The organism is Rhizobium sp. 16-488-2b (genome assembly GCF_017741815.1).
Classification (GTDB): domain Bacteria; phylum Pseudomonadota; class Alphaproteobacteria; order Rhizobiales; family Rhizobiaceae; genus Rhizobium.
On the sequence record NZ_JAGHMF010000001.1, the window covers coordinates 23,793 to 39,542 of the forward strand.

Consider the following 15,750-nt stretch of genomic DNA (forward strand, 5'->3'; position numbering starts at 1 on the left):
AAGGCGCGGGGTGCCGAAAGGCTTCCCGCGCTTAATCAAAGGATGGTCGGGACAATATCGCCGATAGCGGGCTGCAGCCCGGCTGAAGGCTAGGCTGATCGGGATCGGGGTATTCGATGCGCAAGACAAGACTTTTGCTGGCAGCGGCGGCAGTGTTCGCCATGTTCCAGGCACTTCCGGCAACGGCTGAAGCGGCACCACAGTGCAGCAACACCAGCGCGGGCTTTGACCAGTGGGTGGTTGCCTTCAAGCAGGAAGCAGCGACCAACGGCGTCAGCCGTTCCGTTCTCGACAAGGCCTTTGCCAACGTCGTCTACAACAGACCCACCATCTCCGCCGACCGTGGCCAGAAGAGCTTCAAGCTCTCTTTCGACGCCTTCATGCAGAAGCGCGGCGGCCAGGCCATCATCTCGCGCGGCAAGGGCATGAAGCGCTCCAACGCAGCGCTATTCGCCAACATCGAACGCAAGTACGGCGTTCCGGCCGGCCCGCTGATCGCGATCTGGGGCATGGAAACCGGCTTTGGCAGCTATATGGGCACCCAGCACACCATGTCGGCAGTCTCCACGCTCGCCTTCGATTGCCGCCGTACCGCCTATTTCACTGACCAGCTCTACGCAGCGCTTCAGCTCGTCGGCGAAGGCTTCCTCAGCCCGCAGGCGCGCGGCGCCGCCCATGGCGAAATCGGCCAGACACAGTTTCTCCCGCGCAACGTCGTGCTCTACGGTGCGGATGGCGATGGTGACGGCCGGGTCGACATGGTCGGCTCACGCGCCGATGCGCTGGCCTCGACGGCAAACTTCCTGAAGGGCCACGGCTGGCGTCCTGGCGCCGGTTACCAGCCGGGCGAGCCGAACTTCGCAGCCATCTCCGGCTGGAACGCGGCAACAGTTTACCAGCAGGCAATCGCCTATATCGGCCAGCAGATCGACGCGAACTGATCCACACCTGATGATGAAATGAAAAAGGCGCCGCGGGAGACCGCAGCGCCTTTTTTCTTGTCTCGGATTATGGCGTCAGACGTCAGGGCGAATGAAGTCGCGCGTCTCTGCGTCCATGACCCACAATTCGCCGGTTGAAATATCGAACCAGGCGCCATGAAGCTGGATGTCACCAGCATCTTCGCGCGCCTTGATCTCCGGAAAGGTCCTGAGATTGTCGATCGAGTTGCGGATCGACACCCGCTCCAGCGCCGTCTGGCGTTCGCCAGGGGTCATCACGTCATTGCTCTGGATCTGCTCGGCCGCCGGCCGCACCAGCGACATCCAGCGCCCGATGAAATCGCCAGGCGACAACGGTTCGGCATCGGGATCGAGCGCCGCGCGGATACCGCCGCAGCGACCATGCCCCATGACGACGATATCCGTGACCTTCAGGGCCAGAACCGCGAACTCGAGCGCAGCCGAGGTCGCATGGAAATTGCTGTCAGGCTCGTAGGGCGGCACCATGTTGGCGACGTTGCGGACGACGAAGAGCTCGCCAGGCCCGGAATCGAAGATGAGCTCCGGCGCCGCGCGCGAGTCCGAACAGGCAATGACCAGCGTACTCGGGCTCTGCCCGTGCTCCGCCAACGTCCTGTATCGGTCACGAGCGTCGGCATAACGCCCGCTCATGAAGTTGCGATAGCCGTCGAGAAGTGTATCTGGAAAACGCTGCATGATCTTCGATTACAGCGTGAGCGATGCAAGATCAATATCGCAGCGCCAAATGCGTTAACGGCGGGCCGCTAGCTCTTTCGCCGCTGCGCCGGATGCATCAGATGCCGCATCTGAACCATAGCCATCGGCGTCGACAGGCTGGAGGCATCATTCGCCAGCGTCAGTTCGTCGCTGCCGCGCTTCACCGCCCGGGCCAGCACCTCGTAGACGCTGGCCGTCGCCAGCTGCAGCGCCTTCTCGTCTTCCATGCCGGACTGCAACCGCGATAGGAAAAGAGCGGCAAGAAGATCGCCCAACCCGTTTGGCGGATTGTCGATAAGCCGGTGCTCGGCAAGCAGCGCGTGGCGCCCGGAGAGATAGAGGTTGCCCGTTCCACCAGCCATCATCGGCACCGCCGAGGTCACCAGCATACGCGCCGGACCGAGCGCGAGTGCTGCCTCCATGATCTCGGTATTGCTCTCCAGCGGCGCGCCGGAAAGCCAGGCGAGTTCGTAGCGATTGGGGGTCGCCAGCGACGCCAGCGGGATCAGATGGTCCCGGATCGCCTCGGCCGTTGCCTCGGGAACATAGAGCCCGCCGAGATCGCCCATCACGGGATCGCAAACGTAAAACAGATCGGGATTTTGCTCCCTGAGCGCGGTGATCAACCGGCCAACGGAGCGGGCCTGCGCGGCATTGCCGAAATAGCCCGAAAGCACCGCCTTGACCTCGCCGATCCAGGGCGCGCGGATGAGGTCGTCGATCGCCGCATCGAAATCGGCCTCCGCGAAGGTCAGCCGCGTCGAACGACCGTGGCCCGGATGCCAGGGCAGAACGATGGTCGGGAGTGCCCATACCTGGTGGCCGAGCGTCTCGAGCGCGAACACCGCCGCCCGATTGCCGACCGATCCACGAACGACGTGGCTCGATATGACGATGACCGTGCCTGCTGCATTCTGCGACATGTTTATCCGATCCGGGTTCCGATCCTCAGTTGATCGTCTTTTTGCTGCGCGACTGTCAACAACTCTTCATTCGAGCGTGATCAAAGTTCTGGCGACAAAAATCATATTCGGATCACTTTTTACAGAATTGACGACATGCCGGCTAAATTCGCACGAAAACTGCGATCGACGTCCCTATTTTAGCAATTTTTCTGTCAAACCTTCTGCTAACCTGCGCGCAATCGAGAAAATGGGGGACACAGTCAATGGCTGCTCGAAACAATCCGAAACGGGAAAAGCAGATCGAGAGCGCGAACAAGATCGCGACGGCGATGGGCGAGCACTATCTCGCGCCGGATATCCTCTTCGGGCGCGCCAGCGGCGACGACCTCGAATCCTACACGCCTGAAATGCTGGCGATTTCCGCCGTTCACTGCGCGGCCGAGCTCGCCGCCTGGACCGGCACCGCGCCGCGCGTCACCGTCACCTCACTCGACAATGTCGAGCCGGATGGAGTGGCGGTATCGGTCCTGTCTGTGACCGATCACAACATGCCGTTCCTCTACGAATCGGTCATGGGCGAGGTAACGAGTAGCTACCGCGATCTCTTCATGGCGGTTCATCCCATTCTCGTCATGCAGCCAGGTCATCAGCCGGAACTCTATTCGCCGGATATGCCCGGCGAGCCGGCAAACCGCGTCAGCCACATCCAGCTACACCTCGCCCCGCTCACCCCGGCGCAGTCCGCCGATCTGATCGAGCGGATCGAAATCGTCCTCGAACAGGTGCGCCTGTCGGTTTCCGACTGGAAGCCGATGCTGGACAAGCTCGGCACCGCCATCGACGAACTGTCGTCACGCAATGTCGGCCGCCGCAAGGCGGATCGCGACGAAGCGGTCGCTTTCCTGACATGGCTGCGCGATGCCAATTTCACCCTTCTCGGCATGCGCGAATATGTCTATTCTGGCAAGGGCGCGGAAGCGAAGGTCGAGCGCGACAAGGGCACGGGGCTCGGTATCCTTTCTAACCCGGATGTCCTGGTGCTCCGGACCGGCCGCGATGCAGTCACCACGACGCCGGAAATCCTGGCCTTCCTCGACGGCCCCGACTTCCTGATCGTTACGAAGGCCAACGTCAAATCCGTCGTCCACCGCCGCGCCTACATGGACTATGTCGGCGTGAAACGCTTCGACGAGAATGGCAATGTCACCGGCGAACTGCGCATCGTCGGCCTCTTCACCTCGACCGCCTACACGTCGCTCGCGACAGACATCCCGCTGCTGCGCTCGAAGGTGGAGAAAGTGAAGGAGCATTTCGGCTTCGATCCGATGAGCCATTCCGGCCGCATGCTCGACAACACGCTTGAATCCTACCCGCGCGATGATCTCTTCCAGATCGACACCGCCCTGCTCGCCACCTTCGCCGAACAGATCAACGATCTGACGGACAGGCCGCGCGTACGGGTGCTGCCGCGCATCGATCACTTCGATCGTTTCGTCTCCGTTATCGTCTACGTGCCGCGCGAGGAATATGATTCGATCGTCCGCGAGAAGATCGGCACCTACCTCAAGACCATCTATGACGGCCGCGTCTCGGCCTATTACCCCGCTTTCCCAGAAGGCGGCGTCGCCCGCGTCCATTTCATCATCGGCCGCTCCGGCGGAAAGACCCCGCGCATTCCTCAGGCAAAGCTCGAAGAAGCAATCCGCAGCATAACGGCCCGCTGGGATGACCGATTCGAAATGCTTGCCGGACCGAAGGCGCCGAAGATCAAGGTGAGCAACGCCTACCAGGATCTCTTCCCGCCGGAGGAAACCTTTGCCGACTTCGCCGATATCGTCGCCTGCGCGACGGGCGAGCAGATCCGCATTGAATTCTACACGCGCATCAAGGATGGCGTGTCGCTGCTGTGCCTGAAGATCTTCCATTTCAATGGCCAGCTCGCGCTTTCCCGCCGCGTGCCGCTTCTCGAGAATCTCGGCTTCAGCGTCATCAGCGAAGGCACCTTCGACATCAACGTGACGCTGGCTGACGGCAGCGAGAAGCTGGTGGTGCTGCATGACATGGAACTCGAAGCCCAAAGCGGCGCCGAGATAGATCTGCAGCAGCATGGAGCCGCACTGGAAGAGGCCTTCCTTTTCGCCTTTGCCGGCGTGATCGACAACGACAACTTCAATCGCCTGATCATCTCGGCAGGTCTGTCGGCCCGCGAGACAAGCGTCTTGCGCGCATACTCGCGCTATCTGCGCCAGGCCGGCATCGCCTATTCGCAGGACTACATCGCAACGACGCTGGATAAATACCCGGCTATCTCCTCTCTGATCTTCCGCCTGTTCCACGATGGCCTCGACCCGAAGCTGACCGAGAAGAACAGGATTAAGAAGGCGACCGATCTTCACGCCAAGATCGAGACCGCGCTATCGGACGTTCCAAGCCTTGATGACGACCGTATCCTGCGCCGTTACGTCAACGTGGTCGACTCGACGCTGCGCACCAACTACTTCCAGCGCAATCCTGATGGTTCCGCAAAGGCGATGCTTGCCTTCAAGCTCGATCCGCATTTGATCGACGGTCTGCCGGCGCCGAAGCCGTTCCGCGAAATGTTCGTCTACGGAGTCGAGGTCGAGGGCGTTCACCTACGCTTCGGCCGGGTGGCGCGCGGCGGGCTTCGCTGGTCGGATCGCGCCGAGGACTATCGCACAGAAGTGCTGGGTCTCGTAAAGGCGCAGCAGGTCAAGAACGCCGTGATCGTGCCTGTCGGCGCCAAGGGCGGCTTCTATCCGAAGAAGCTCCCTGTCGGCGGCAATCGCGACGAGATCTTCAATGCCGGGCGTGAAGCCTACAAGACCTACATCCGCACGCTGCTGTCGATCACCGACAACATTTCCGGCACCGAAATCATCCCACCTGAAAACACCGTGCGGCTTGATGGTGACGACCCCTATTTCGTCGTCGCCGCCGACAAGGGCACGGCTACCTTCTCCGACACCGCAAATGCGCTGGCGCAGGAAGCCGGCTTCTGGCTCGACGATGCCTTCGCATCGGGCGGTTCCGCCGGTTACGATCACAAGAAAATGGGTATCACCGCGCGCGGCGCCTGGGAGACCGTGAAGCGCCATTTCCGCGAAATGGACATCGACATCCAGACGACGCCGTTCACGGTGGCCGGCGTTGGCGACATGTCGGGCGACGTCTTCGGCAACGGCATGCTCTTGTCGCCGAAGATCCGGCTTCTGGCCGCCTTCGACCATCGCGACATCTTCATCGATCCCGATCCTGACATGGCCAAGACCTTGGCGGAGCGTCAGCGGCTGTTCAATCTTCCGCGCTCGAGCTGGCAGGATTTCGACAAGAACCTGCTCTCGAAGGGCGGCATGATCATCTCGCGCTCGGCGAAATCGGTAACGCTGACCGCGCAGGCCGCCGCCGCGATCGGCATGGACAAGACGGTCGCGACGCCGTTTGAAGTCATGACCGCGATCCTGAAAAGCCCTGTCGACCTGCTCTGGTTCGGCGGCATCGGCACCTATGTGAAGGCGACAGCCGAAACCGACACCGACGTCGGCGACCGCGCCAACGATCCCATCCGCATCAGCGCCGACGAGGTGCGTGCCAAGGTGATCGGCGAGGGCGCGAACCTGGGCGTCACCCAGCGCGGCCGCATCGCCTACGGGCTGAAGGGCGGTCGCTGCAATTCCGATGCGATCGATAACTCGGCCGGTGTGAACACCTCGGACGTCGAAGTGAACATCAAGATCGCGCTCGCCGCCGCCATGCACGACGACCGGCTGACGCGGCAGAAGCGCGACCAGCTGCTGTCCTCGATGACCGATGAAGTCAGCAAGCTGGTGCTGCGCAACAACTACCTGCAGTCGCTCGCCATCTCGCTGACCGAGCGCAAGGGCACTGCGAACGGCCTCGAGCTTACCCGCTTCATGGGCGTGCTGGAGACCGCCAAGCAGCTCAACCGCAAGGTCGAGACGCTTCCCGACGACACCACGATGGCCGAGCGCTACGCCGCCAACAGACCGCTCACACGGCCGGAGATCGGGGTTCTGCTGTCCTACGCCAAGATCGTTCTCTTCGACGCGCTGGCGGCGAGTGGTCTGCCGGATGATCCCTATTTCGAGGCGACGCTCTCGCAATACTTCCCCGCCAGGATGCGAAAGTCCAACGCGTCGGATATCGCCAGTCACCGCCTGAAACGCGAGATCGTGGCGACCGTGTTGGCCAACGAGGCCATCAACCGCGGCGGCCCAAGCTTTGCCGTCAGCATGATGGACGCGACAGCCGCATCGGCGCCCGAGGTGGTGCGCGCAGCGATCATCGCCCGCGACGGCTTCGATCTGAGCCGGCTTTGGAGCGAGACGGATGCACTCGACGGCCGGATTTCCGGCCAGATGCAGAACCGCATCTATGAGGAGATCAGCCATATCTTCACCGTGCTGACGCGTCTCCTATTGAAGATGCAGATGGCGAAAGGCGATATCGCTGAGACCATCGAAAGGCTTCGCGCGGCCTTCAAGAAGCTGCAGCCGGTCTTCGCCAACCAGGTCGTTCCCGAACTCGAGGCGCGCCAGACCGAGTATCAGGCCGCCGGCGTGCCGGACAAGCTTTCGGCCGAGATCGCGCATCTGATCGGCTTCGCGCTCGTGCCTGAGATCATGCAGATCGCGGAACGCACGGGCGAGCCGCTGATCCGTGCCGCCGAGAGCTATTTCGCGGTGAGCCAGACCTTCCGTATCGGCCGGCTGTTGGCAGCCGGTAGCCGCATCACCACCTCGGATCACTACGAAAACCTGGCGCTGGCGCGAAGCCTCGACCAGATCGCGACGGCGCGCCGCGATATCGTGAGCTCCGCGCTATCAAACAACGGCAAGGAAAAGCTGCCGGTGCAGGCATGGCATGCGAGCGACCGGATCAGGATAAACCGCATCGCCGAGGAACTGGCGGGTCTCAGCGAGGGTGGCGATCCGAATCTCGCCCGCATCACCGTCGCCGCCGGCCTGCTGACCGATCTTGCCAGAGACGGAACGAGGTGAGACAGTCCGCTCCCAAATCAGGAGCAGGCCGGTGAATCGCATTGACTGGACGGGAACACAGCCCCAGCGCGCCACGCGCAGGGGCATCTGGGGCTGGATGTTCTTCGACTGGGCGGCGCAACCCTTCTTCACCGTCGTCACCACCTTCATTTTCGGCCCCTACTTCGTGGCCAGGCTGACGGCCGATCCGGTCTCCGCGCAAACGCTCTGGAGCAACATGGCAACGATCTCCTCGGTGATCATCGCCATTCTCTCGCCCATTCTCGGCTCGATCGCCGATCAGTCCGGCGGGCGAAAGCCATGGATCGGCTTCTTCGCCGTCATCAAGATCGCCAGCCTCTGCTGCCTCTGGTTCGCGGCACCCGGTTCACCGGTCATCTATCCGGTGATCTTCATGATCCTGGCGTCGATCGCCGCGGAGTTCTCGATCGTCTTCAACGATTCCATGATGCCGCGCCTTGTCGGAAGGGACGAAGTCGGACGGCTGTCCAATACCGCCTGGGGTCTCGGCTATCTTGGCGGTATGATCGTGTTGATCGCGGTGGTCGCACTGCTCGCCGGAAGTCCCGAGACAGGCAAGACGATTCTCGGCCTCGACCCGCTCTTCGGCCTTGATCCACACACGGGCGAAGATGCGCGCATCACCGGCCCGATCTCAGCCGTCTGGTATCTGATTTTTGTCCTGCCAATGTTTCTGTTCACACCCGATGTAAAAGGCGGCCTTCGCTTCGGCGATGCCGTCCGCTCCGGCCTGCGTGAAGTCAGGCACACCCTGGCGGAACTTAAGGAGCGCCGCCCGCTTATGCGCTTTCTCGTCGCCCGCATGATCTACCAGGACGGCGTCAACGGCCTGCTGATCCTCGGCGGCGCCTTCGCGGCCGGCATGTTCGGCTGGGCAACCATCGAGATCGGCATCTACGGCATCATTCTCAACGTGGTGGCGATTTTCGGCTGCATCATCGCCGGGCGGATCGATGCGCGCATCGGCTCGAAGGCGACGATTGTCATCAGCCTGACCATGCTGCTTCTCGCGACCTTCGGCATCGTGTCGACCGAACCCGGCTATACGCTTTTCGGGCTTGTACCGCTTCCGACGGAGGATTCGGGCGGTCTGTTCGGCACCGCGGCGGAGAAAGCCTATATTGGCTACGGCCTGCTGATCGGCCTGGCATTCGGCCCGGTACAGGCCTCGTCGCGCTCCTATCTGGCGCGCAGCGTCAGCCTTGATGAGGCAGGCCGCTATTTCGGTATCTACGCGCTGTCAGGCCGGGCAACCAGCTTCATGGCAACGCTTCTGTTTTCGATCGTGACCTACGCGACAGGCTCGTCGCATCTCGGCATGGCCACGCTCGTCCTGTTTCTGGCCGGCGGGCTCATCCTGTTGATCCGGACGCCCTATCCGGCGGATAGGGCGTAGCCGTTTCATCGATGTTTAGTGGCGGAAGTGGCGCATGCCGGTGAAGACCATCGCCACATTGTGCTCGTTTGCCGCGTCGATCACTTCCTGGTCGCGCATCGAGCCGCCCGGCTGGACGACAGCCGTGGCACCGGCGGCAATCGCGGACAGCAGCCCGTCGGCAAACGGGAAGAAGGCTTCCGAAGCAACGGCAGAGCCCTTGGTCATCGGCTCGGCCCAGCCCATCGCCTTGGCGGCATCCTCGGCCTTCAGAGCAGCAATCCGGGCGGAATCGATGCGGCTCATCTGGCCGGCACCGATGCCGGCCGTCTGGCCGTCCTTGGCATAGACGATGGCATTCGACTTGACGTGCTTGGCAACCGTGTAGGCGAACTTCAGGTCCACCAGTTCCTGCGTCGTCGGCTTGCGATTGGTGACGACCTTGAGCTCGATATCATCAATCATGCCGTTGTCACGGCTCTGCACCAGCAGACCACCGGCCACAGTCTTCGCCGTGAGGCCGCGCGAGCGCGGGTCGGGCAGGCCACCGGTCACGAGCAGGCGCAGGTTCTTCTTGGCCGCAATCACCGCCTTGGCTTCTTCCGTCACCTCAGGCGCGATGATGACTTCGGTAAACAGCTTGACGATCTCTTCCGCCGTCTCGGCATCGAGCAGCTGGTTGAGCGCAATGATGCCGCCGAATGCGGACGTGCTGTCGCAGGCGAGCGCCCGGAGATAGGCGTCCTTCAGCGTCGGGCCGGTGGCGACGCCGCACGGATTGGCATGCTTGATGATCGCGCAGGCCGGGCCGGTCTTCTCGGGCGAAAACTCGCCGATCAGCTCGAAGGCGCCGTCCGTGTCATTGATGTTGTTGTAGGAGAGCTGCTTGCCCTGCAGAAGCGTTGCCGTCGCAACGCCCGGGCGGTTTTCGCCGGTCACGTAGAAGCCCGCCGTCTGGTGCGGGTTTTCGCCGTAGCGCATCTCTTCCTTCAGCACGCCGCCGATGACCCGGTGACGCGGCGTGTCGATTGACAGCGCCTCTGCGAACCAGTTGGAGATCATCGCGTCGTAGGCGGCCGTGCGCGCATAGGCCTTGGCGGCGAGCCGCTGGCGGAAGGCATAGCTGGTCTGGCCGGCATCGGACGAAAGCTGCTCGAGAAGCTCCGGGTAGTCGGCCGGATCGGTCAGGATCGCGACGTATGCGTGGTTCTTGGCCGAAGCACGGATCATCGCCGGGCCGCCGATATCGATATTCTCGACGGTGGTCGGATAATCGCCACCCGCCGCACGCACATCCTCGAACGGATAGAGATTGATGACCGCGAGATCGATACCATCGATGCCGTGCGCCTTCATTGCTTCCTGGTGCTCGGCATCGTCGCGGATCGCCAGCAGACCGCCGTGAACCTTGGGATGCAGCGTCTTCACGCGGCCGTCCATGATCTCCGGAAAGCCCGTGACGTCGGAAACGTCAGTGACATCGAGGCCGGCGGCTGCAATCGCCTTGTGGGTGCCGCCGGTCGACAGCAGCCGAACGCCCCTTTCGGCAAGCGCGCGCGCTAGGTCTACGATGCCGGTCTTGTCGGACACGGAGAGCAAGGCGGACTTGACGGCAACCTTGTCGGGGGCGGGGATTTTCTTGGAAACAACGGCCATGTGGCTTCTCCGTTCGATCTTCGGGAGACATCCGGCGAGGTGCGCGGAATATGGCGCCGCGTTAGCACAGCTTTGCGCCGGCGAAAACAGCCGCTAGCTTCTGCGGGACAAAAACCACCGTATTTCCGGCTTTTCCGGATAGGCGAAGCTGATTTCCATCTGATCGGAGGCGCAGATGCCGGAGGCATCGGCAAAGAACACGTCCTCTGCGATCTCGACCGTATTGCCCGGCGAGGAAAACAGCCAACTCTCGCCATCCGGCGCCGTCATCAGGATGGACTCCCGGTCCATCTGCTTCAGATTGATCGACGGGTGGGCGTGAAAACGCGCGACGGCCTGCAGTTCTCCTTCGCCTCTGCGCTCTTCGGAAACGGCAAGGCGATCGAGTCCGGTCATGATCGAACCGGTGGCGTTCAAGGTGAGCTCACGCTCGTGCAGGACACCGAACTCCTTCAGATAGCCGTCGTGGCTCGCCTTGACGACATCCCGGCCGTCATCGGCAACCACGCGATCGACCTGCACGGTCTTAACCGGATCGGTGATCAGGTGCGCTAGGAAATCGGAAGAGGCGAAACGGCTCGACGACGTGTCGTTGAGCGTCACGGTCGTATGCGCCGCAGTGGTGCGCGCGACCTGCACATAACGGTTGCCGGCGAATTTCGGCGATCCCGAATTCACGATAAAGCGGTGTCGGCCAGATGACATCTCGAAGGACAGGCATCCGGCATGAACAGTACGCGAAAGGTTACCAGCAGGCGGAAGGCCGGTATCGGCGATAACGACGGTCCGCCCGGCCGCCAGACGTTGATACCGCGAATGCGGCATCGCCTTAAACGGCTCGCCCGCCGTCTCATCGTAGCGCAGCAGCGAAACGATTTCATTCGCCGAGGTCGAGGTCGCGCCGTTGAACAGAGCGAGATCGCCATCCTGGTGGCGGAAGAAGCGCAGCGCCGGATACATGCGATCGATGCCGGATATCAGCTTCTGCGGCAGATCGTGGCCGAGATTGATATAGGTCTGCCGCAACGGCAGCAGATCGAGCAGGAGTTCGAGCGCGACGCGCGGATTGCGCGACACGTGCCCGCCGTCGGGCAGAATCTGGCTATCGAACTCGACATCGAGCGCTTCGGAGGATTTGCGGATCACGCTGGCGCGCACCGGCATCGAGATCGAGGCCATGGCAAGCGCAAGGCGCACCCGAAAACGCACCTCGCCGGGTGGCGCATAGCGCGCCATGCGGCGCAGGAAGCGGACCTGAAAGGCGAGCGAGCGCACGAAGCGCCGATAGAAGCCGCGATCGGCATTCTGCAGCACAACAGGGGAATGCGAGAGCCACGCAATGACGCGCGTGGCCGTAACATCGATTTCCCAGGCAATGCCCTCCATCCGACCGCCATGAATGGACAGCCAGCTATTGACGATCGCGCGGGCGACGTTGGAATGCAGATCGTTCTTCTTGGAACGCATGTGGCGCAGCCAGCCGAAGCCGTGCAGCCTGATGGCGAAGGAGCGCGAGGGGAGGCTCAGCGTAAACGGCGACTTTCCACCGGTCTCCAGCATGCGGCCGGCAAGCGGGAAACGACCGTTGATGATTTCCTCGGCGACATGCGAATCGACGGGCCTGAGATCCGTCGGCGCCACGATCAGCCGCTCGGGCACATAAACTGTGTGGCGAAACAACTTGAGGCGCAGAAGTGCAGCACGGCAAAGTACCCGCCGCCAAGCCTCCCGCAGGTAAAGACCTGAAAACCGTCCGGACCGCATTTCGATTGTCTATTGACCCATATCGTTAGGATTGGATGGACAAGTCCGGAAACGGCACTGACCGTCGATGATTCTGCAACAATGCTTAACTATGCCAGTTGCTCTTCGATCAGGCAACACGGCGCAACACGGCCGCATAAAAACCGTCAAGACCCGGCGCGAAACCTGATGGTAGCTTCAGCATGTCGGGTGTGGTGCGGAACTCGCCAAGCGGACTGATCGCCTCTTCTAGCCCCGGCCAACGGCTCGGCTCGATCGCCACGCGCTCGAATCCTTTGGTGTCCCTAAGCACCGGAGCAACGACCTCTTCACCCTCGCTCGGATCAAGCGAGCAGTTGGAAAACACGATCGTACCGCCGGGCTTCAGCAATCGCAGCGCATGGCGCAGCAGACGCTCCTGCAGCGCGGCGAGCTTCGCGATATCTTCCGGCCCCTTGGTCCAGAGCACGTCGGGATGTCGCCGCGTGGTACCAGTAGAGGAGCAGGGCGCATCGAGCAGGATAGCGTCGAAGAGCTCATCAGGGGTGAACTTGGTCAGATCCTGCGCCATCGTTTCCGCTGAAAGCTGGAGACGATCAAGGTTCGAACGCAGGCGCTTGATGCGGTTTTCGGATTGCTCGACGGCAGTCACCTTGCCGCCGGCAAGGATGAGCTGCGCCGTCTTGCCACCAGGTGCTGCGCAAAGATCGGCAACACGCTTGCCGGAGAGATCGCCGAAGAGCTGCGCCGGAATGCTCGCCGCCGCATCCTGTACCCACCACAGCCCCTCGTCGAAACCTTCGAGAGACGGAATGGAGCCGTCGAAGGCGGCAAGCCGGACTCCGCCGGTCGGCAGCACTACGCCATTGAGCTTTTCCGCCCAAGCCTGTGGATCCGATTTTACCGTCAGGTCGATGGCAGCGGGCTGCAGCTGGGAATCCGAAATCGCCCGCGCCGCTTCACGGCCATAGGCTTTCTGCAACCGCTCGATAAACCAACCGGGCATCGACGGAATGTCGTCGATCTCTCGAAGAATCTCTTCCTTCTCGCGGCCAAGCCGACGCAGCACGGCGTTGACCAGCTTGGCGAAGCGTCGGTTTCTCGGGTCGAGATTGGCTTGCTCGACGGCAATGTCGACCGCGGCATGATCGGGAACGTCGAGATAGAGGATCTGCGCCGCCGCGATCGAAAGCACGTGCTGCAGCGAGCGCGCACCCTCCGGCAAGGGCGATTCCAGCAACGATGACACGGCCGCCTCGATACGGGGCAGGTGACGGAGCGTGGTGTTCAGGATAGCGCGGACGAGACCACGGTCGTCGTCAGCCAGCGCCTTGTAAGCCGGATTGCCATGTTCGTGGTCGAGCGCGCCATCAAGCGAGAGCTTGCGGTCGATAACGGCAGCCAAAATTTTGGAGGCCGCAGCACGCGCCTGAAGACCCGGCTTGGCGGAAGCAGACGATTCCGCCGGCGCCGACGACTTTTGTTTATGAAATGGCTTTTTCTTACCGTCTGAACTCAAGACCAGGGACCCTTTGGCGGTTGCGAGCCACCGCGGCCAAGGCCGGCATCCGGAACTGAGCGCGATTTGCGCACGGGATTAGCAGCACCAGCCGACGGCGTCGAGTTATTCATGCCGCCTCTTGCCATTTCCTGCAGCGCGGCGATGCGGTTTTCCGTATTCGGGTGGGTGGAAAACAGGTTGTCCATGCCAGCACCCGTCAACGGATTGATGATGAACATGTGCGCCGTCGCCGGATTGCGCTCCGCGTCGTAGTTCGGAATGTTCGAGGCGCCACGGGCGATCTTGCCAAGTGCGGAGGCCAGCCACAGCGGGTTACCGCAGATCTCGGCGCCGCGCCGGTCGGCGGAATACTCGCGCGTACGGCTGATCGCCATCTGCACCAGCATGGCGGCCATAGGTGCGACGATCATCGCCAGCAGAACACCGACGAACCCAAGCGGATTGTTGTTGTTCTCGCGGTTGCCGCCGAAGAAGAAGGCGAAATTGCCGAGCATCGAGATGGCGCCGGCAAGCGTCGCCGTGATCGTCATCGTCAGCGTGTCGCGGTTTTGCACGTGCGCGAGTTCGTGCGCCATGACACCTGCAACCTCTTCCGGCGACAGCGCGCTCAACAGGCCAGTCGACGCCGCGACCGCGGCATTCTCCGGATTGCGGCCCGTCGCGAAAGCGTTCGGCTGCGGGCTGTCATAGAGATAGACCTTCGGCATCGGCAAGCCCGCATTGTGCGAGAGATCGCGGATGATGTTGAAGAACTCCGGCGCGTTGCGCTCATCGATCTCCTGCGCACGGTAGGCCGAAAGCACCATGCGGTCGGAATTCCAGTAGGAGAAGAAGTTCATGCCGGCCGCTACCAGGAACGCGATCATCATGCCGCTACGGCCACCGATCATGAACCCGACGACCATGAACAGTGCCGTCATGAAGGCAAGCAACATGGCAGTACGGACAAGGTTCATCATCATCTCCATTTCAGGCGAGCGTCGTTTGCGCTCAAAGGGTTTCAATCGCCGCGTCGGCGTCCTATAATCTGGTTATTCATCGGCCATTTTCAATATTTTCAAGCGGGCGTGCGTGATGCAGGAAGCGGACAACGACAATATCGAGGCTCTGGCCGAGGAAGGCACCGAGCGTCCGCGCAAGATGCTCTCACCCGCCGCCAAGCGTGCGCTTGCCGAAGCCGAGGAGCGTCGCCGCAACGAACAGCCGACCGATATGCCGGCCGAGATCGGCGGGCGAGGGGGCGCCGATCCGGCCCGCTTTGGCGATTGGGAAATCAACGGTCGCGCGATCGACTTCTAAGTAAATATTCCTATTGACTTCACGTGAATATCGGAATTTATTCCTGATATGTTCACACGCGCGCTCATATCGCTAGCGATCCTTGCGGCACTTTCGGTGCCTGCTTTCGCGCGAGATGAGATCGCCGGACCCGTCTCGGCTGAAATTCTGCGTGTGATCGATGGAGACACCTTGCTGGTCGCGGCCCGTCCGTGGCCGCAGCAGACCGTGGAAGTCTATGTCCGCATCCGCGGCATCGATACACCCGAGATGCACTCGAAATGCGGCACGGTCAGACGCGCGGCAATAGATGCCCGCCAAGTGTTGCAAAACTTGACCGACAATTCGCCACAAGTGCAGCTGACCCGAATTTCCGGCGACAAGTATTTCGGCCGCATCCTGGCCGACGTCACGCTCTCCGATGGACGGAGTCCGGCTCAGTATATGCTGGGCGAGGGGATCGCTGTTGCCTATGACGGCGGTCGGAAGCCGAAGACGCCATGCTCCGATCAAGATTAAGGCCGCTCCGGTT

11 protein-coding genes are annotated in these 15,750 nt (G+C 61.9%); 5 read left to right on the forward strand and 6 right to left on the reverse strand.

All coding sequences use genetic code 11. The features are described 5' to 3' along the window. Window positions 1–116 precede the first annotated feature (116 nt). Complete coding sequence (locus tag J5286_RS00090) at window positions 117–941, forward strand: lytic murein transglycosylase (protein ID WP_209188587.1); 825 nt, start codon at window positions 117–119, stop codon at window positions 939–941. Between the two features lie 75 nt (window positions 942–1,016). Here the strand turns inward: J5286_RS00090 and J5286_RS00095 are convergent, their stop codons facing one another. Together J5286_RS00095 and pdxY are read right to left on the reverse strand one after the other, a co-directional pair. Further along, complete coding sequence (locus J5286_RS00095; RefSeq protein WP_209188588.1) at window positions 1,017–1,658, reverse strand: carbonic anhydrase; 642 nt, start codon at window positions 1,656–1,658, stop codon at window positions 1,017–1,019. A 68-nt stretch (window positions 1,659–1,726) separates the two neighbouring features. Then, on the reverse strand, window positions 1,727–2,602 hold the full coding sequence (pdxY, locus tag J5286_RS00100; protein WP_111562716.1) for a pyridoxal kinase PdxY: 876 nt from the start codon (window positions 2,600–2,602) through the stop codon (window positions 1,727–1,729). A 245-nt stretch (window positions 2,603–2,847) separates the two neighbouring features. Between pdxY and J5286_RS00105 the strand changes: the two genes are divergently transcribed. Then, complete coding sequence (locus tag J5286_RS00105; protein WP_209188589.1) at window positions 2,848–7,623, forward strand: NAD-glutamate dehydrogenase; 4,776 nt, start codon at window positions 2,848–2,850, stop codon at window positions 7,621–7,623. Window positions 7,624–7,654: 31 nt separating this feature from the next. Beyond that, complete coding sequence (locus tag J5286_RS00110; RefSeq protein WP_209188590.1) at window positions 7,655–9,040, forward strand: MFS transporter; 1,386 nt, start codon at window positions 7,655–7,657, stop codon at window positions 9,038–9,040. Between the two features lie 15 nt (window positions 9,041–9,055). On the opposite strand, the gene purH is transcribed toward J5286_RS00110, so the two are convergent. From purH to htpX, 4 genes are all read right to left on the reverse strand, one after another. After that, window positions 9,056–10,675, reverse strand: coding sequence for a bifunctional phosphoribosylaminoimidazolecarboxamide formyltransferase/IMP cyclohydrolase (gene purH / locus J5286_RS00115; RefSeq protein ID WP_209188591.1), 1,620 nt, complete (start codon window positions 10,673–10,675; stop codon window positions 9,056–9,058). 93 nt (window positions 10,676–10,768) lie between these two features. Beyond that, window positions 10,769–12,439 carry a heparinase II/III family protein gene (locus J5286_RS00120; RefSeq protein ID WP_209188592.1) on the reverse strand — a complete coding sequence of 557 codons (1,671 nt, stop codon included), beginning with the start codon at window positions 12,437–12,439 and terminating at the stop codon, window positions 10,769–10,771. Between the two features lie 109 nt (window positions 12,440–12,548). Further along, window positions 12,549–13,943 carry an RsmB/NOP family class I SAM-dependent RNA methyltransferase gene (locus J5286_RS00125; protein WP_209188636.1) on the reverse strand — a complete coding sequence of 465 codons (1,395 nt, stop codon included), beginning with the start codon at window positions 13,941–13,943 and terminating at the stop codon, window positions 12,549–12,551. Then, a complete protein-coding gene (gene htpX / locus J5286_RS00130; RefSeq protein ID WP_209188593.1) occupies window positions 13,934–14,896 on the reverse strand; it encodes a zinc metalloprotease HtpX in 963 nt (320 codons plus the stop codon). Before htpX ends, J5286_RS00125 begins: the two co-directional genes overlap by 10 nt. Before the next feature lie 118 nt (window positions 14,897–15,014). On the opposite strand from htpX, the gene J5286_RS00135 reads away from it, so the two are divergent. Both J5286_RS00135 and J5286_RS00140 read left to right on the forward strand, forming a co-directional pair. After that, window positions 15,015–15,239: a DUF1674 domain-containing protein gene (locus J5286_RS00135; protein WP_209188594.1), complete on the forward strand. Its 225-nt coding sequence runs from the start codon at window positions 15,015–15,017 to the stop codon at window positions 15,237–15,239. Window positions 15,240–15,287: 48 nt separating this feature from the next. Continuing rightward, on the forward strand, window positions 15,288–15,737 hold the full coding sequence (locus tag J5286_RS00140; protein WP_209188595.1) for a thermonuclease family protein: 450 nt from the start codon (window positions 15,288–15,290) through the stop codon (window positions 15,735–15,737). Window positions 15,738–15,750 lie beyond the last annotated feature (13 nt).